Source organism: Veillonella tobetsuensis (genome assembly GCF_001078375.1).
Classification (GTDB): Bacteria; Bacillota; Negativicutes; order Veillonellales; family Veillonellaceae; genus Veillonella; species Veillonella tobetsuensis.
Map to the genome: position 1 here is coordinate 82,208 of NZ_DF967922.1, position 18,698 is coordinate 100,905.

17 protein-coding genes are annotated in these 18,698 nt (G+C 39.6%); 15 read left to right on the forward strand and 2 right to left on the reverse strand.

Annotation, left to right across the window (positions count from 1 at the left end):
* Positions 1 to 71 precede the first annotated feature (71 nt).
* A complete protein-coding gene (locus VEI_RS09785) occupies positions 72 to 1,631 on the reverse strand; it encodes a hypothetical protein (protein ID WP_059364755.1) in 1,560 nt (519 codons plus the stop codon).
* 147 nt (positions 1,632 to 1,778) lie between these two features.
* Here VEI_RS09785 and VEI_RS09790 point away from each other — a divergent pair, with 147 nt between their 5' ends.
* From VEI_RS09790 to VEI_RS09820, 7 genes are all read left to right on the forward strand, one after another.
* On the forward strand, positions 1,779 to 2,951 hold the full coding sequence (locus tag VEI_RS09790; protein WP_059364758.1) for an iron-containing alcohol dehydrogenase: 1,173 nt from the start codon (positions 1,779 to 1,781) through the stop codon (positions 2,949 to 2,951).
* 24 nt (positions 2,952 to 2,975) lie between these two features.
* A complete protein-coding gene (locus VEI_RS09795) occupies positions 2,976 to 3,806 on the forward strand; it encodes a hypothetical protein (RefSeq protein ID WP_059364761.1) in 831 nt (276 codons plus the stop codon).
* A 30-nt stretch (positions 3,807 to 3,836) separates the two neighbouring features.
* Entirely contained in the window at positions 3,837 to 4,703 is an 867-nt protein-coding gene (locus VEI_RS09800) for a hypothetical protein (RefSeq protein ID WP_059364763.1), read from the forward strand.
* A 200-nt stretch (positions 4,704 to 4,903) separates the two neighbouring features.
* Positions 4,904 to 6,223 (forward strand): dicarboxylate/amino acid:cation symporter, encoded by a 1,320-nt coding sequence (locus VEI_RS09805; RefSeq protein ID WP_059364766.1) that lies wholly within the window; start codon positions 4,904 to 4,906, stop codon positions 6,221 to 6,223.
* A gap of 159 nt (positions 6,224 to 6,382) precedes the next feature.
* Positions 6,383 to 7,006: an NUDIX hydrolase gene (locus VEI_RS09810; protein ID WP_059364769.1), complete on the forward strand. Its 624-nt coding sequence runs from the start codon at positions 6,383 to 6,385 to the stop codon at positions 7,004 to 7,006.
* 1 nt (position 7,007) lies between these two features.
* Positions 7,008 to 8,045 carry a nicotinate-nucleotide--dimethylbenzimidazole phosphoribosyltransferase gene (locus VEI_RS09815; RefSeq protein ID WP_059364771.1) on the forward strand — a complete coding sequence of 346 codons (1,038 nt, stop codon included), beginning with the start codon at positions 7,008 to 7,010 and terminating at the stop codon, positions 8,043 to 8,045.
* A gap of 9 nt (positions 8,046 to 8,054) precedes the next feature.
* Positions 8,055 to 9,368, forward strand: coding sequence for a DUF389 domain-containing protein (locus VEI_RS09820; RefSeq protein WP_059364772.1), 1,314 nt, complete (start codon positions 8,055 to 8,057; stop codon positions 9,366 to 9,368).
* A gap of 214 nt (positions 9,369 to 9,582) precedes the next feature.
* On the opposite strand, the gene VEI_RS09825 is transcribed toward VEI_RS09820, so the two are convergent.
* Positions 9,583 to 10,473, reverse strand: a complete 891-nt coding sequence (locus tag VEI_RS09825; protein ID WP_059364775.1) for a PocR ligand-binding domain-containing protein — start codon at positions 10,471 to 10,473, stop codon at positions 9,583 to 9,585.
* A 503-nt stretch (positions 10,474 to 10,976) separates the two neighbouring features.
* Between VEI_RS09825 and pduB the strand changes: the two genes are divergently transcribed.
* From pduB to VEI_RS09865, 8 genes are read left to right on the forward strand one after another with little or no spacing between them, the layout of a single operon-like run.
* On the forward strand, positions 10,977 to 11,678 hold the full coding sequence (gene pduB / locus VEI_RS09830; RefSeq protein ID WP_059364778.1) for a propanediol utilization microcompartment protein PduB: 702 nt from the start codon (positions 10,977 to 10,979) through the stop codon (positions 11,676 to 11,678).
* A 21-nt stretch (positions 11,679 to 11,699) separates the two neighbouring features.
* Positions 11,700 to 13,361 carry a propanediol/glycerol family dehydratase large subunit gene (locus VEI_RS09835; protein WP_059364781.1) on the forward strand — a complete coding sequence of 554 codons (1,662 nt, stop codon included), beginning with the start codon at positions 11,700 to 11,702 and terminating at the stop codon, positions 13,359 to 13,361.
* Positions 13,362 to 13,373: 12 nt separating this feature from the next.
* Positions 13,374 to 14,069: a propanediol/glycerol family dehydratase medium subunit gene (locus VEI_RS09840; protein ID WP_059364783.1), complete on the forward strand. Its 696-nt coding sequence runs from the start codon at positions 13,374 to 13,376 to the stop codon at positions 14,067 to 14,069.
* Between the two features lie 11 nt (positions 14,070 to 14,080).
* Complete coding sequence (locus VEI_RS09845) at positions 14,081 to 14,617, forward strand: diol dehydratase small subunit (RefSeq protein WP_059364786.1); 537 nt, start codon at positions 14,081 to 14,083, stop codon at positions 14,615 to 14,617.
* An 18-nt stretch (positions 14,618 to 14,635) separates the two neighbouring features.
* Entirely contained in the window at positions 14,636 to 16,462 is a 1,827-nt protein-coding gene (locus VEI_RS09850) for a diol dehydratase reactivase subunit alpha (protein ID WP_059364789.1), read from the forward strand.
* Positions 16,459 to 16,833 carry a glycerol dehydratase reactivase beta/small subunit family protein gene (locus VEI_RS09855; protein ID WP_059364792.1) on the forward strand — a complete coding sequence of 125 codons (375 nt, stop codon included), beginning with the start codon at positions 16,459 to 16,461 and terminating at the stop codon, positions 16,831 to 16,833. Before VEI_RS09850 ends, VEI_RS09855 begins: the two co-directional genes overlap by 4 nt.
* Positions 16,834 to 16,860: 27 nt before the next feature.
* Positions 16,861 to 17,916, forward strand: coding sequence for a cob(I)yrinic acid a,c-diamide adenosyltransferase (locus VEI_RS09860; RefSeq protein WP_059364795.1), 1,056 nt, complete (start codon positions 16,861 to 16,863; stop codon positions 17,914 to 17,916).
* Positions 17,917 to 17,926: 10 nt separating this feature from the next.
* Positions 17,927 to 18,649, forward strand: a complete 723-nt coding sequence (locus VEI_RS09865) for an MIP/aquaporin family protein (RefSeq protein ID WP_059364798.1) — start codon at positions 17,927 to 17,929, stop codon at positions 18,647 to 18,649.
* The last annotated feature ends 49 nt before the right edge of the window (positions 18,650 to 18,698 follow it).

Consider the following 18,698-nt stretch of genomic DNA (forward strand, 5'->3'; position numbering starts at 1 on the left):
ACCCCCTGTGGGGTACTGCTTTTGTCATATTATATATAATGTTGTAATTATTACTATATTGTATTATATGCTTAATTATAAAGTACATTAAATTTAAGTTTACGTGTATCGAATTGGTTTATGAAGTACGACGTAATCAATAGCTTATATCCATTGCCTTCTATAACGACAGGATCGACAGCTGTTTTGTCGACTGTAAGGAATTTATCATAAATATGATGCACCTCTGTCACACCATTTGGTAGAGATACCTCTAAATCAAGGCCTTTGTTGAGGAATTTGAAGGAGATGGAGTCGAAGTTAGCAGATTCCACTTGGTATTCTTTAAGATCTTGTTCGTATACAATTAACTCGATGTTTTCAATGTATTTATCGTAGCCTGCAATCGAAATAACCTTTGGTGCAGTTATAGCATCAAAATTAATATATTCAACTCGTCTGCCGTTTGTTGGGTTGGTATCTGGCAGTTTTAAATCATCTACAGGGACATATGGTGTGCCATAGTCCGTGTAGTTAGGGTCAAAGGTAGCAGCTATTGGTAGGCTTGCATGCCATTCGCCATCGACTTTAGTATAGGTCACAAATTCACGATATGTTGTATAGCCTATGAATGGTGTCAAGAGAACAGTACCTAAGGCAAGAGCCATAACTGTTGTGTGTACAGAAGGTTTTAACCCCTTCACAAGAGAGTATACATTGTGTACTAAGAAGATTAAATTGAATGCACTTACGTAAATCGTATTGAGCCAGAGAACTGGTTCATTGATCACACGTTTACCGATAAGAGCTAAGCATAGTGTAGTTAGCGTAATGAATAAGAAGCATAGGATTTGCTGTGTTCTGCTACTTTCACTAGATCTAAAACTAGCCAAGTAGAATAGGTAGAAAATAGCTACATACGGATAATAGGTGTAGAAGAAACGCGTATCCTCTCGAAGCCCTAACAGAATCAAGACTAAATAGATGTTAGCTAGAATGCCTGTAATAATGGACGCCTTAGGCAAGATGATGCCGAATACAACAGTAAAAAATGAGTTTGGTGCTGGAGGACCTGCGGGATCCTCTTTGTAAGAACATACCATAGATAGACAAATGAACATATTAATGGATGCGAGTACCTTAAAAATGGTTTCTTCAAAGTTGAATGGTTGGTCCACGATGATGAAGAAGAACCATAAACTCATGATGATAACAATGTTATATAGCGTAGACGTAACAAGGGTGATGCCAATCCGTTTGATGCGGTTAATGATTTCACCGATGTAGTGTTCACCAGGCGATGTGAAATACAAGGCAATCATGGAGTACAGCCATAGGTACGATATATTTTCCGTAGCCAGTTCAATACCCCGCACATAGCCGTAGCTTTCGTGAATCATATAAAGGCCAACGCTGATTCCGATACTTACTAAGGTATATAAAATGGAAAACTTTCGGGTTCTTGTTATATAGCTTTGTAATATAACGATAAAGAAATACAGTGAGTATAGTTTAATGTCGATTTCGGCAAACCAATCTTGTTCAATATACAACGGTGTACATGAAAATATGGCAATTAATGCCAGTAATATAGGCGACTGCGTTGCTAGGTCCCGCAGCGATGACCATAAATGTTTAATGGCAAATTTCATAGATGTCTCTCCCTCTATAAATATAAATATCCCCTCTTATTATTAGTATACCTGTTTTCTGGTGAAAGTCCTATGAGGTTTTACATGCCCTTAAATATACATTACAATAATACTAAGAAGTAGTTTTCAGAGAAACGAGGTTGTCACATGGAATTCTCTTATTTTTTACCTGTAAATATTCAGTTCGGTTGGAATAAAGTAGATAGTGTTGCGGACTTTGTTAAACCATATGGAAAAAAAGTCCTTATTGTAACGGGCCGAACTAGTGCTAAGAAGTCTGGTTTATATGATCGGGTGGTAACAAAACTTGATAATGCCCAAATTAATCATGTCTTATTTGATGAGGTAGATGCGAATCCATTGACTACAACGGCTATAAAAGGGTCCGAGTTAGCAAAGGCTAATGGCTGCGAAGCAATTGTTGCTATTGGTGGTGGCTCTATTATGGACTGCGCCAAGGGAATTGCCTTTATGGCCGTGAATGATGGCGATATTAACGACTATATCTTTAATCGTAAAACAAGTGATAACGCGTTACCTCTTATCGTAATTCCTACGACCTGTGGCACAGGATCTGAAGGTAATGGTTTTGGAGTTCTTACCAATCCTGAAACAGGGGATAAAAAATCTTTGCGTTGTAATGCTATTGTGCCTAAGGTTTCCATCGTAGATCCTGCGGTAATGGGCACTATGCCATCTCATGTATTGGCATCTGTTGGATTTGATGCACTATGCCATAATGTTGAGGCCTATACCGCGAAGACCGCACAACCTTTTACTGATGCACTATCGTATTGTGCAGTAACATTATTAGCGCAATACCTTGTACCTTTATATAAACATGTGAAAGCCGTTGCGAACGGCAAACCTATAGTGCTCAACGAAAAACAACTCACAAAAGCTTGGGAATCTGTAACCCTTGCCAGCACCATTGGCGGTATGGTAATCAATACGGCAGGTGTAACCTTGGCCCATGGTATGGAACACCCTGCCAGTGGTCTTAAAGACATTACGCACGGCGTAGGCCTTGCCGTTATCGAACCCGTTGTAGTGGAATACACGTGGAGTGCTAATCCTGATAAATTCGGTGCGTTGGCTCGTATCTTCAACCATGGTGATGGTTCTGAACTAGGTGAAGCATTACGTTCAATTGTTCATGACTTAGACCTTACCACAAACCTTACAGAACTGGGCTTTACGAAAAAAGACATTCCTTGGCTCGTTGATAATGTATACATTGTAGCTACAGGAAATATTGCGAATACAGTGGCTGAAGTGAGCCGTAAAGATATAGAAGTGTTGTATAAGAAAATGTTCTAAGTGTTGTCATAATAGGAGAGAGTTTTGTTCCAAGGATTTTATGGCCTATTAACGGTTATGTTATGCGTGTTGGTTGCAATTGTGGTAGTGCTATTTAATATAGCACCTATTACATATATTGTTTTTAGTATAGCCATATTGTTGAGTGTATTTTTACAATATAGGCGCTTTAAGAAACAATCTATATCTGAACGTACCCATAGCCGATTGGCTTATGCGTTGTTTATTATCATAACCCTTAGTATATATTGGCTCGTAGCTGATTGGTTTCAATATGATCTTAATACAACTGTTGATCAGTTTGAGGATTTTGAGTACAGTACCACTGATTGGAAACGAGGATGGCCTAATAATAGCGAATTACCAGAAGGGCTTAAATCTCCTGAGCAGCTTTCGGAAGGTATTGATAAGGTATCTATGGTACGAACAGATGTTGCTTGGGCTACTGCGTATCCTTATCGTTATGTAGTTTTAGAGGGAGACCCTAAAGTAATTGCTCAATATGAGGCAATAGCAAAACAAAATACAGCCTATACAGCGCAAATTGATGCGGATGGTGTATTACGTGAGTTAGATACTGGGGAGAAAAAGCGTTTTATATCTCACCCTAATAGCTATCGCATTATAGAGAGCGTTGAGGAGGAACCTCTAAATTTACCAAAACGGAGTTTTATAGAGTGGTTACGGTTTGCACCTCGAAAAGAAACGAAAAGAGTGGTGAACGACACCTATAATTCTACTAAAAATCATAGACTATATGTCTTTGTAGACGATGGGAATACTAAAAGACCTCATTTTGTGGAACTTTTGATCAGTAATGATGGGACACGGGCTGTGTTTTATCAATCTAAGTAATTTGAGTAGGTATTGTTGTGGAGATCGTAAATGCAACAGTGTTTAATTTACTTAAAGAAATTGTTTTTTTCTAATCCTTATAGAAAGAGTATATGGTTTTTTATAATTCTTTGGGTATTAACATTTTTCTTCTCAGATTATATCTCGTATTCTGGGGTGTACTATCTGATTTTATTAATCGCCACGATTGTATTATTGCTTGAAAAATGTAGAGTTATTGATAGTGAGAAAACTGTACGTAAAAGATTTTTATCATATTTTTATGTTATCTTTTTTCTGTGTATGCTTCCTACATTAGCTGTTACCTTAGTGTTTTCTGCTGTAGGATTATCCCATTATGATATACAACGGTGGCACTCTACTTGGCCCTCATCTAAGGCGGGGTATATTCCATCTCAATTGCAAGCGCCTAAGTCTTTACCAGAGAGTTTGAAAGTGGTTTCTTCTGCTGAGATAATAGGATTGGGTGGAAATTATAGTTGCTTAGTATTAGATGGTGATGAAGCTACGATTTCAAGGTATGAGGAAACTGTTAGATCTAATGCTTGGTATTCGTTTATAAATGGCAGGGACAAGGATACTACAGTTGAAGTACTTAATTCGTTTACATATCCAAAAGATAAAAATGTATTGGTTAGTGACATAAACAATTATTATGAGATTATCACTATTCAACGACAAAACTGGAAATTATTTCCCTGGTTAATTGATGGCAGGCAGCGTGTTGGTGATGATTCTAATGAAGATTATTATTATAGTACTAGGATATCGGCTGAGAAATATGTAGTATATGTTATTTACCATAACTTTGATCATGACCAGCCAAGAGTGATTTACTTTATGTTTAATCCGGAACGAACGCGAATGATTACTGTAGATATAGATATGTATCATTAGAGTTGGGCAGAGTTTGTATATAAAATTTGGAACAATACTTGAATATATTCTAATATATTCAAGTATTGGAATTGACAGCATTAAAACATATCTTTATAATATGATTTATCAAGAGACTAGGATGTATCTATAATCCCAGCCCTTAGGGCTGGGGTTTCTTTTTATAGTCTCCGTAGTTTAGTTAGTAGAGAGGTGTTTTTATGGCAGATCAAAATAACAAAAATGTTGATGCCTTAGCGCAAGAGATTACCTTGAAAAGTCGTGGTCAAGGTAAATTACGTCAATTTATATTATGGATGGGTGCGCTCATCATCGGCGCTATCTTAGGATGGCAACATATTCCAGTTCTTAATGATTTATTTAATTTCATTGCTGCAGTATTTACGCATTTATTCCAATTCATTGCAATACCTACTGTATCACTAGCGGTTATTACCACATTGTCCATGTTGGGTGCTAAGAAGGATACAGGCCGTATCTTTGGTCATGCTGTCACCTATACATTGTTAACAACAATTTGTGCAGCCGCTGTTGGTCTTGGTTTATTCCTTTGGATTGCGCCAGGTAACTTACCACTTGATGTAATCGGTGCCGGTGCAGCGCAAGTGCCTGAAAAATTAGGTCACGTAACATATTATGACCATTTCTTATCCGTTATTCCTAACAATATCTTGAAACCGTATTTAGAAGGTAACGTATTGTCCGTTATGTTCATTTCTGCTTCCGTTGGTTTAGCCTTTGCTTTCATGCCTCGTACACAGAATCGCGAAGCAGTGTTGAAGGTATTATTCGGACTACAAGAATTACTGTTCACATTGATCAAAGCATTACTCTATGTATTGCCAATTGGTATCCTTGCTTTTGCAGGTCAATTATCTGCTCAAATCGAAGCAGGCGTAATCGTTGGTGCCTTAGGTAAATACACGGCTGTAGTTATTGGTGGTAACTTGATTCAATTCTTTATCGTAATTCCATTGTTCTTGTTATTCCGTGGTTTAAACCCAGTAGACGTATTCCGTAAAATGTCTCCGGCTGTAGCCGTTGCGTTGTTTACTAAATCTTCTGCAGCTACATTGCCTGTAACATTGGCGTCTGCTGAGGATAATTTGAAAGCTCATCCTGCAGTAGCTCGTTTCGTATTACCAATTTGTACAACAATTAATATGAATGGTTGTGCCGCTTTCATCCTTGTAACATCTTTATTCGTAATGCAAAATGCAGGTATGGAATTAACGATTGGTACTATGGTAGCTTGGCTATTTATTGCAGTTCTTGCAGCCATTGGTAATGCTGGTGTTCCAATGGGATGTTACTTCTTAACATTGTCCTTGATGAGTTCCATTGGTGCTCCAATCGGCTTGCTTGGTATTATCTTGCCAATTTATACGATTATCGACATGATTGAAACTGCTGAAAACGTATGGTCTGATGCATCTGTTTGTGCAATGGTTGACCATGATTTACAAGGTACATTAAATGATTCTAGTGGCGATGATATGCCTCAATTCCAAGGTGCTTAAGTTGTACTACGAAATATCATAATATATTTTGATAGGTTATCTCCTAAACCGGAGGTAACCTATTTTTGATTTTCCTATGTAGTAAAGTTTTAGATTTATGTGATTAATACTATTATATTGAAAACGATAGTTGGTATAATTAAGAAAAGGAGGATTGCTATGGACAGAAAACTAATGAAATTTTTAAGTAACCGTGAACCACAAGTAACTACAGATATTGATGTTATAACTGCTGCTGTAGCAGTACCCTTATTAGAAGTTGATGGTGAAGATCATATTGTATTCACTGTGCGTAGCCACCAACTACGAAGACAACCTGGCGAAATTAGTTTTCCCGGTGGGCACTGTGAAAGTACCGATAAGACCGGTGCTGATGCGGCTATTAGAGAGTGCTCGGAAGAACTTGGTATAGCTATTGAACAGATTGAGTTATTAGGTCCTTTAGATTGTTTAGTGTCGGCCATTGGTGTTAAACTACATGCCGTAGTAGTTCGATTACATACATCAGAGTTTAATCCTAATAATGCTGAGGTAGGAGAAATCTTTACAGTACCATTATCGTATTTGCTCAAAATGGAACCTACTGTGGGGCATTTAGATATTGGCACAAAGCCATTGCGAGATTTTCCATTTGACCTTCTGGAAGGATATCAGATTGATTGGAAAATTCGTCAAAATTATTCCGTATATTTTTATCCCTATAAGACATATACGATATGGGGATTAACAGGTAGGGTATTGAAAAATTTCCTAGATTTATATCGTCAAGGTAATACTATATAAAATGAAAGATAACGAAATAACTTCATTTGATAAAGAATTGAATAAATTCCTCCAATCTAAGTGTCTAATACCTGGTGGCCTTGGTTTATGGGAAACCTATTTTCGTAAAATTTGTACGGCTTGGGGCCGTATCGATAGTGAAATTAGACCTCAGCACATCATATTTTCCGCCGATAATGGGTGCAATATGGAAGGTTATGTAGGCTATAACTATGAGGTAACGCAAAAGCAGTCTCGTAATATGTTGCTCGGTCGTTCATCGGCGACGCAATTTTGTAACTTTAATAACATTCCTTATGAGGTTGTTGATGTAGGCATTGCCTCAGATGATGGCATCGGAGTGAATCGCAAGGTCGCAAAGGGGACAAAGAATATATTAAACCACCCTGCTATGACTGAGGATGAATTTAATAGTGCCTTTCAATCTGGCTATGAACGAGTTGAACATTATGTAAAGCAAGGGATAAATCTTTTTTCCTTTGGTGAAATGGGACTTGGTAATACGACGACTTCTGCTTGTGTTTTGTCTACCTTAACTGGAGCTGATCCCACTGAAACTGTAGGTCCTGGTTCTTGGCCTGATAAACCAGATTTGATGAAGCGTAAAATTGATTTTGTGCGCGCTGTATTAGATAAGCATAAGGCTAATATTGTTTCTGAAAGTGAGCCTGACCGAGTTCGTAAAATTGTAGCCCATGTAGGGGGCTTTGATATTGCTGCTATTCTTGGAGCTATGTTAGCTTGTGTTGATTTTAAAAAGCCCTTTATTATTGATGGCTTTATTACAGCTGTAGCAGCAGCTTGTGCGGTACATATGAATGATCGTGTTAAGGATTATGCATTGCCATCTCATAACTCTCGAGAAAAAGGCATAGAGCTAGCTTTAGTTGAGGTAGATATTACACAAGACATGGTTCCTATTCAAGCCCACATGTCGATGGGGGAAGGGACAGGAGCTATCTTAATGGTTCAAATATTGAAAACGACACAGCATATGTTTGTAAACGTTGGGACCTTTGCAGATTTGATGAAATTATAAGGAGAAAGAATGAAAATAAATAAATACTTTGATATACATTTTGAGCGAGCTGATGATGCAACTATCGCTAAAAGGTTAATAGGCGGGGCTAAGATTAAGGGACCTGCTTTGGTTATCCTGATCCTCTCCATGTTTATTGCCTCTATTGGGTTGAATATGAATAGTACGGCAGTTGTTATTGGTGCTATGCTTATATCGCCGTTGATGGGACCTATTTTAGCAATTGGTTTTGGCTTCGCTACGCTTAATTTTACAGTTGTGAAGAGTGGTATTTTAAGATTGTCCTTACAGATTACGATTGCTGTTTTGGCATCTGCTTTATATTTTTATATTTCTCCCGTTCAGGCGGCTACATCTGAACTATTAGCGCGTACAGAACCGAATATTTTTGATGTATTCATTGCTATATTTGGTGGGTTAGCTGGGATTATTGGGCAAACGCGTAAGACCTTAGATAATGTTATACCAGGTGTTGCGATTGCGACTGCACTTATGCCACCACTATGTACGGCAGGATATGGACTGGCTAATGGAAATTGGCAATATTTCTTTGGGGCTAGCTATTTATTCTTTATAAATGCATTCTTCATCTTCTTTGCATCTTTTATTGTTTTAAAGGGTGTATATAGTTTGCCGTTCCATAAACAAGCAGAAGAGGTTAATCGTCGTAACCAGCTAATATTTCTCGTGATTGGTCTTATTATGGCTATACCAAGTATTTATGCAGGCTATGATATGACCATCAAGTATTCTGAGTCAAATCATATGGAGCAGTTTATTAAGAATGATATTAATCAAGAGGGACGTCGACAAGTGATTGATTATTCATTGGATCAAACGAATAAGCTAGTAGACATAGTAGTTATAGGAGCTCCTGTGACTTCAGAGGAGCAAGCCCAGTTGGATGACAAGTTACAGAAAGATGAGTACTTGCAGCCTTATACATTACGATTTGTTAATAGCGTAGATGAGAAAAAATCTACTATGGATAAGACGAACTTGAATAAATCTTCAGAGAATCTTGAAACATATAAAAACTTGAGTAATCTGTACCAGCCGACTTATCAAATAGTAAGTGAAACTATAAATACTATGAAAACGACAGAAGCTGAAGCAAAGGCGTTATTCCCGTTTGTAAGCAAAGTGGAAGGTATGCCTTTGATAGATAATCTAGAAAAGCCTAAAGCGAGTCGCTATATGGTGATTATCCATACCACGTCCACTGTATCTGATGCAGATTCGGAACGAATAAAAGCTTGGTTAGAAGCTAAATTATTAGCACCTGTAACTATTTCTATCGAGCAAACAACGTCAACTCTATAAGTTGATTTTTTGATTTTGATTATATTGTTTATTATATAGAGTGACATTTATAACGGTACTAAGTTTGATTTTAGCTATTAGGTATATTACCTAGTAGTACGGAGAATCGTCTTAGTACCGTTTTTATGTATCTGATAAAAATACCTTTTCAAGACATAACTCTATAGATACGAAAAGGGCGTAACACCAATGGTGTTACGCCTTTTTTAGTAAATCAAGCATCAATAGGTTTAGCATATTTTTTTCTATACGAATGAGGTGTTTCTGTAGTAGCCATTTTAAATATTTTACAGAAGTAGCTAGTTCTATTATACCCCAATGTTTTACTGATCTGGTTGACTGTTAACTGGGAGTAGACTAATAATTTTTTAGCCTCTTGCATGCGTAGCAACGTAATATATTGCATTACTGAAAGGCCTGTATCATCTTTAAAAATCTTAGAGAAGTATGACTCACTTAAATGAATATGATCCGCAATTCTTCTGAGCGATACTCGTTTGCTCAAGTTTTTTTCTATATACAATATAGCTTTTCTAATTTCTGGACGATTAATAGGTTGTTCAGACTCAATGAAGTCAGGTAACTGTTCATATGGTAGTTCTTCTGCCACTAAATCATTGAATGGAAAGTAATGTTCTACTAAGATTCGTAAAACTTTTGTAGCGCTATAAATTTGTTCAGCCGTAAGAGTTGGTAATGCCTGGTATAAGGCGCGAAGCTTAGTATCCTCGTGCCAATCTGTTTGTGTAGGTAAAATTGGTTTAATTGTAGTATCCTCTGTTTTTGTTTGACCGGCCATGATAAATCCTAAAATACCTCCATCCTTCATTACTGGTACAGAAAAGTCTATAAGCCCCATATGACAACGATAAGGACAAGAGGATAGCTCCTTTGTGGCATCTAGTCCACCATACAAGTCACATTGATTGCATCGCTTCGCATAGATTGGGTTACGACGCACAACCTTACAGAAGGGGGAAAAGTTATATTCTTGAGATAATACTTTTCCACGATTATTGACGAATATTGCTGCGATTTTTGTAATATTAGTGAAATCACGCATGACTTCATTGATAAGTTTTGTATCTTCTTTACTGCAAATCATAATCTAACCTCCAATCACAAATGTGTTAAGAGGTCTAGTAAGTTCACCGCTATAATAGAGTAGCTTGTTCTCTATTTAGTGGACAGACTCTAAACCTGAAAAAGAGAAAAGTGATATATCACCTAAAATTCATATACTTATAACTTTGCGTTATTACTGATACATATTCGGCTGTGCATGTATAAGTATAACAGGATTGTAGTATTTTGATAATAGGAAAATCGCATTTTACAAATATACATAAAAATGTTGTATAGCAAAATTTTTATAATAAGAGTAGATAAAACCTTTGTTTAACAATGATTTAGAAAGGATTGAGTCCGATGGATAGTGACTGAATAGCAAAGCATGCTCTATAAAAATATATGGTGTACAGGAAATAGTTGTATATATATGAATAGAAAATGAAGCGATAAAAAGTGAATGGAACAATTATGGCGATATAAAGAAATAATACAATATCCCTGTACCAAGATGCTTTCATTACATGTATGGAGGTTATTATGGCGACAACATGTGGATTAACTGAATTTGTAGGGACTAGTAAAACTGGTGATACTATTGGTCTCGTAATTGCTAACGTAGATCAACAAGTATTAGATGCGATGAAACTAAAGAAAAAATATCGTTCCATCGGTATTTTAGGTGCTCGTACTGGTGCAGGCCCACACATTATGGCTGCTGATGAAGCAGTAAAAGCAACCAATACTGAAATTGTTAGCATTGAATTACCTCGTGATACTAAAGGTGGCGCCGGTCACGGTTCTCTTATCATCTTTGGTGGTGACGATGTATCCGATGTAAAACGCGCTATTGAAGTAGCATTAGCTGAAGTGGAACGCACCTTTGGCGATGTATACGCAAACGATGCTGGTCATCTGGAACTTCAATATACAGCACGCGCTAGTCATGCAGTAAATGCAGCATTTGGCGCTCCTGAAGGTAAAGCCTTTGGCCTTATCGTAGGTGCTCCAGCAGCGATTGGCGTAGTTATGGCCGATGTAGCTGTTAAATCTGCAAACGTTGATGTAATTGGTTATGCATCTCCTTCTGCAGGCACAAGCAATTCTAACGAAGTTATTTTACAGATTTCTGGCGATTCTGGGGCTGTACGACAAGCAGTTATCTCTGCTCGTGAAGTTGGTAAACAATTGCTCGGTACGATGGGTGACGAACCAGTGAACGGAGCCCCTTCCTATATCTAATCTGAAAGGATGGTATGCCCTATGAAATCAAAACGTTTTGAAGTATTAAGTCAACGTCCTGTCAATCAGGATGGTTATGTAAAGGAATGGGTAGAGGAAGGTTTTATAGCCATGGAATCTCCTCAAGATCCAAAGCCTAGCCTCAAAATCGAAGGCGGTCGCATCATGGAACTCGATGGTAAACGCCGCGAAGACTTTGATCTTATTGATACATTTATTGCTAATTACGGTATTGTTCTCGATGGTGCTGAACAAGCAATGGCAAAGGATTCAAAAGAAATTGCCAATATGATGCTTACACCTTCAGTACCTCGTGAAGAAATCGTTAAAATATGTAAATCCATTACACCAGCGAAAATGCTAGAAGTTGTTTCTTGCATGAACGTTGTTGAAATGATGCAATGTATGCAAAAAATGCGCGCTCGTCGTACAATGGCCAACCAAGCCCACGTAACGAACGTAAACGATAACCCAGTACAAATCGCAGCAGATGCTGCTGAAGGTGCACTTCGTGGTTTCGCTGAAGAAGAAACTACAGTAGCTGTTGCTCGTTATGCACCACTTAATGCGATTAGCTTGCTAGTAGGTTCTCAATGCGGTCGACCAGGTGTATTGACTCAATGCTCCTTGGAAGAAGCAACAGAATTAGAACTTGGTATGCGTGGCTTCACAGCATATGCAGAAACAATTTCCGTATATGGTACAGAAGACGTATTTACCGATGGTGATGATACCCCTTGGTCTAAAGGATTCCTCGCATCTGCTTATGCATCTCGTGGTCTTAAAATGCGCTTCACCTCTGGTACAGGTTCTGAAGTACAAATGGGCCAAGCAGAAGGTAAATCTATGTTGTACCTTGAAATCCGTTGCCTATACATCACAAAAGGCGCTGGCGTACAAGGTATCCAAAATGGTTCTGTAAGCTGTATCGGTATTCCAGCAGCCGTACCTTCTGGTATCCGTGCTGTATTAGCAGAAAACCTTGTAGCAGCTATGCTCGACCTTGAATGTGCATCTAGTAATGACCAAACATTCAGTCACTCCGACTTGCGCAGAACAGCTCGTACATTGATGCAATTTGCGCCTGGTACTGACTTTATCTGTTCCGGTTACAGTTCTACACCAAACTACGACAACATGTTTGCTGGTTCCAACTGGGATGCAGAGGACTATGATGACTGGACAGTTATCCAACGTGACCTTAAGGTAAATGGCGGTCTTATCCCTGCTCGCGAAGAAGAAGTAGTAGCAGTTCGTAATAAAGCGGCTCGTGCACTACAAGCTTTGTTCAAAGCATTAGGTTTGCCTCCGATTACAGATCAAGAGGTAGAGGCTGCTACTTATGCGAACGGTTCTAAAGATATGCCTCCTCGCGATAAGGTTGCAGATATTAAAGCTGCACAAGACTTGTTGAATCGCGGTGTGACAGGTGTTGACTTTGTAAAAGGCTTAGCTAAAGAAGGTCATACTGATGTAGCGCAAAGTATCTTGAACCTATTAAAACAAAAAATTTCCGGCGATTACTTACAAACATCGGCCATCTTTGACCGTGATTTCAACGTTATCTCCGCGATTAACAATAGAAATGACTATCAAGGTGTTGGCACAGGTTATCGTGTGGAAGGTGAAGATTGGGAACGCATTAAAGATATTCCAAACGCCATTGATCCACGGGATATATAAGGAGGTGTCATGATGGCTGAAATTAACAGAGATGTATTACGTTCTATTATCCTAGACGTTTTACAAGAAATGGGTGGTGTTCATGAAGCACCACAATTCAAGGCTAGTGCTGGTAAAAGCACAACACCAAGTGCGGCTCCTAGACATGAAGATCCAACTGGTGACGATAGCTGGCTCCAAACTGGTGGCCCTGCACAACCTGGCACAAGCGCAGATGAAGTGGTTATTGCTATTGGCCCCGCCTTTGGACGTAGTCAACGACAAACTATCGTTGGTGTACCGCATCAAGAGGTAATTCGCCAAGTAGTAGCTGGCATTGAAGAAGAAGGATTAAAGGCTCGTGTGATTCGTGTATATCGCTCCTCTGACGTAGCAGCTGTAGCTGTTGAAGGCGATTCTATTTCTGGATCTGGCGTATGTATCGGTATTCAATCTAAAGGTACAACCTTGATTCACCAACGGGACTTACAACCACTTTCAAATTTGGAATTATTCCCTCAAGCACCGTTATTAACAGCTGAAACCTACCGCGCTATCGGTAAAAATGCTGCTAAATATGCGAAGGGCGAATCCCCAACACCAGTACCAACCTTGAACGATCAAATGGCTCGTCCAAAATACCAAGCATTATCTGCATTGCTACACATTAAAGAAACTAAGCATGTAGTAAAAGGTAAGCCGGCTGATGAAGTTCGTGTCACTGTATAAGGAGGTTTACTATGGCTAATGAATTAGAAACCTTAATTCGGCAAATCGTATCTGAATTAGAAGGGGCGAAGGGGAATGCAACACAGTGTTCTGCGCCTCATAAAGCATCTACACCTAATACAACAGTTGTAGATAGCGTGGTTACCATCGAAGATTATCCGATTGCGAAAAAACATCCTGAATGGATTGATCTTGGTCAAGGACGCGACTTGAGTCACATTACAATGGATAACGTAATGGCAGGCCATATTACAATGGATGATTTGAAGATTTCTCCATCCATTTTGAAAGCCCAAGGTCAAATTGCTAAGGCTGGGGGCCGAGATCAAATTGAACTCAACTTCTCTCGTGCTGCAGAAATGACGAAGGTAAGTGATAAACGTTTACTTGAAATGTATAATGCACTTCGTCCATATCGTTCTTCGAAACAAGAACTGTTAGATATTGCTAGCGAACTTGATGGTGTAGGGGCTCCAATTTGTGCAAACTTTGTACGTGAAGCAGCGGAAAACTATGAACGTCGTAAAAAATTAAAAGGTGATAATTAACCTATAGGAGATGTCATTATGAAACGAATTGTTGGCATCGATATTGGAAACTCGACAACAGAAGCGGCCTTGGCCGAGGTGCATAGCAATGGTGAAGTTAAGTTCTTATCCTCCGCTATCGCTAGTACGACAGGCATTAAAGGGACTCGCGAGAATATCGTAGGCCTCATGGATGCCCTCAAGTCGCTAATTAGGTCTGCTAATCTTACACTACGAGATATTGACTTAGTACGTATTAATGAGGCTACACCGGTTATTGGCGATGTGGCCATGGAAACGATTACGGAAACCATCATTACAGAATCTACTATGATAGGGCATAATCCTAAAACACCAGGCGGTTTAGGTCTTGGTGTAGGATATACAGTTCCTATTGAACAGCTTATCGATAAGCCCCAAGGCCAGCCATACATCGTGGTAGCTTCAAAGATTATCGATTTTGAATTGATAGCACAGCTTATCAATGCGTACTGTCAGCGAGGCTATGATATTCGGGCTGCTATCCTTCAAGCCGATGATGGGGTACTCGTTAATAATCGATTGGATCATAAAATTCCTATCGTAGACGAGGTTGCGTATATCGATAAAATTCCAATGGGTATGCTTTCTGCTGTAGAGGTCGTAGAACCAGGGCAGGTAGTGTCACAATTATCTAATCCTTATGGGATTGCCACTGTATTTGAGCTTTCACCAGAGGAAACAAAGAACATTGTACCTATCGCTAGAGCCCTCATCGGGAACCGCTCTGCTGTAGTTATTAAAACACCGGCAGGGGATGTAAAGGAACGGGTTATACCAGCTGGCTCCATCATCGTCATAGGAAAGGATCGAACTGTATCCGTCGATGTATCGGCAGGGGCCGAAAAAATCATGGAAACCCTTGAGTCGATTCATCCTATAGAGGATATTAGTGGTGAAGCAGGTACAAATGTAGGGGGCATGCTTGAAAAGGTTCGCCTTACAATGGCGCAGTTGACGAATAAATCACCTCAAGATGTATTTATCCAAGACTTGCTAGCCGTAGATGTAGCTGTTCCTATCAATGTAAAGGGCGGACTTGCAGGTGAGTTCTCCATGGAACAAGCCGTAGGCATTGCATCCATGGTTAAATCAGATCATCTACAAATGGAAATCATTGCGAAGCAGGTAGAAAAAGAGTTAGGTATACCTGTTGAAATCGGTGGTGAAGAGGCTGAGTCGGCAATCTTAGGCGCATTAACAACGCCAGGGACGGCGAAACCAATGGCTATACTCGATCTAGGCGCAGGCTCTACCGATGCATCTATCATCAACCAAGAAGGAAAGATTAAGGCCATTCATCTCGCTGGAGCGGGAAACATGGTAACAATGCTTATCAACTCCGAACTTGGTTTAGAGGATATGCATATTGCTGAGGCCATTAAGAGAGATCCATTAGCTCAGGTACTTAGCGTATATCACATTCGTCATGAAGATGGAACAGTACAGTTCTTTAATGAACCGCTGTCGGCTACATTGTTTGGCCGCGTTGTTATCGTCACTCCTGATGGACTTGTTCCAATAGAACGAGATATTCCTCTAGAAACGATTAAGCGTGTGCGCCAAACGGCAAAGAAACGGGTGTTTGTAACAAATTCACTGCGAGCGTTAGCATCTGTAAGTCCTACTCATAATGTGCGAGATATACCATTCGTAGTTATCGTAGGTGGATCTGCACTAGATTTTGAAATTCCTCAACTTGTAACCGATGCACTTTCACAATATGCATTAGTAGCAGGTCGAGGCAATATTCGAGGCGTGGAAGGGGCCCGAAATGCTGTTGCAACAGGACTTGTACTCTCCTATGCACAGAAGGGAGGCCTATGATGGATCAAAGTATCATCAGTAAGCCGACCATCTTGCTCTATACTACACCGCATATTGGTGAGGATGTGTTAAAACCTGTTTTATACGGTATTGAAGAAGAGGGCTTGCCCGTGGTGATTGAGACTCATAGTGGGACTCATCTGGAGTTGGCTGTTTTAGCATCTCGAAACTCTGCTTTATCTGTAGGAATAGGCGTAGATGAACAAGCGATTGTGTTGACCTATAAAAACATACCGACTCATCAGTTCATCTATCGACTAACAGGCTATGCTCAATATCCAGATAGCTTGCGCACCTTAGGTGTAAATGCAGCTCGCCTTGTAAAAGGCAATCCTTTCGTTTTTGATGAGCGATTGGAAGTGGCCTTTTAAATACAACAAACTTGAGAGGTGGTGCATATGGCTATTTATACGAAAACTGGTGATGCAGGTACTACGGCCCTCTTTGATGGCACCAGAGTACCTAAGAATTCACTTCGTGTGGACACATATGGAACCTTTGATGAATTAAATGCACAGGTTAGTGTTTGTGAGAAATTAGTGGTCTCACCGGACAATAAACATGTGCTTCACACATTACAACATCAGCTCTTTCGCTTATGTGCGGAGGTAGCAACGCCTCATGTGGAATATCTTAGTGAAAGTAGCAATTTAATTTCACAACAAGATATTAGCGATTTGGAACGTATGATTGATGACTATACGAAGCGATTACCACAGCAACATAGCTTTATATTAAGCGGTAACTATTTATCTGCTGCAGAGCTTCATGTGGCGCGCACTATATGTCGTCGCGGTGAACGACTACTCATTAGTTTAGGTGAAGTAGAACCAATTCGCGATGAGGTTCGAAAATTTATAAATCGATTATCCGATGCTCTTTATATCATGGCTCGCATGGAAGACTATGTGCAATTTGTAGAAACGATTGTAGAGCGCGTAGCAGAACGTGTTAAGAATAGTCCTGCTGAGGTACTGGCGGAAACGAATCAGAGCTTACGACATATGGAGCATACTAATGAAAATGGAGTTAGTTATATGGAAACTAGAACAAAGCTAGAACAGATTATGACGAAACTTTCACAAACAGCTATGGACTATGCTCAGTCCATAGGCGTACCTATCGTTGTATCCATCGTGGATGCAAAGGGGGTATTAATGTATTTCCATCGTATGTCAGATGCATTGCTCATCAGCAATGATATCGCACAGGCAAAGGCCTATACAGCAGTGGCTCTCAAAGCGGCAACTCATGAAGTACATCAAAGTGCACAGCCTGATGGCGATCTATTCAACATTGAATCCATGGTAAATCGTAAGATCTGTACCTTTGGTGGAGGTTACCCAATCATCATCGATGGCGAAATTGTCGGTGGGTTTGGTATTAGCGGTGGTACCGTGGCAGAAGATATGGACATTGCATCTCATGCATTACAATCTTTGTTAACTCAATGAGGTGAAGACAATGGACGTAACGCAAATGTATATTAGTGAGTTTGTTGGTACTGCAGTTTTAATCGCATTTGGTAATAGTACAAATGCATCGATTTTGTTAAAGAAAACCATTGTTAGTATCTTTGGTACTAACTGGTTACACATTATTTTTGGATGGGCGTTTGCCGTAGCCTTTGGTGTTTATGTAGGGTTTACACTTGGTGGGCCTGGTCATTTGAACCCAGCCGTTACTTTTGCCCTTGCTGTGGCAGGCTTGTTTCCTTGGGAGCAAGTAATTCCCATGTCCATAGCTCAAATTGCAGGTGGTTTTACTGGCGCTGCCATTGCTGCATTGTTCTATTATCCACACTTTAAAGTAACCGGTCCTGACGAAGGAAACTGTGTTGGGATTTTTGCAACAGGTCCGGCAATCGATAATAAACCTTGCAATTTGATGTCTGAAATCATAGCTACATTTATGTTTATGTTAGCAATACTTTGTTTAGGTAAAATGGCTGATGGTTTAGCACCAATGGTTATAGGTATTCTTGTGGCATCTATTGGTATGTCCTTTGGTGCAACTACAGGTTATGCTTTAAATCCAGCTCGTGACTTCGGTCCGCGTTTGGCCTATACTATTTTGCCAATTCCTAATAAGGGAACGGCAAATTGGCAGTATGCATGGGTTCCATTCGTTGGGCCTTTGATTGGGGCTAGCTTAGCTGTAGTATTCTTCAAGTTAGTGGCGCCTTAAGAAAAATCTTTACAGAACGACTGGTATATTTACTGTCCAGTGCCACTAT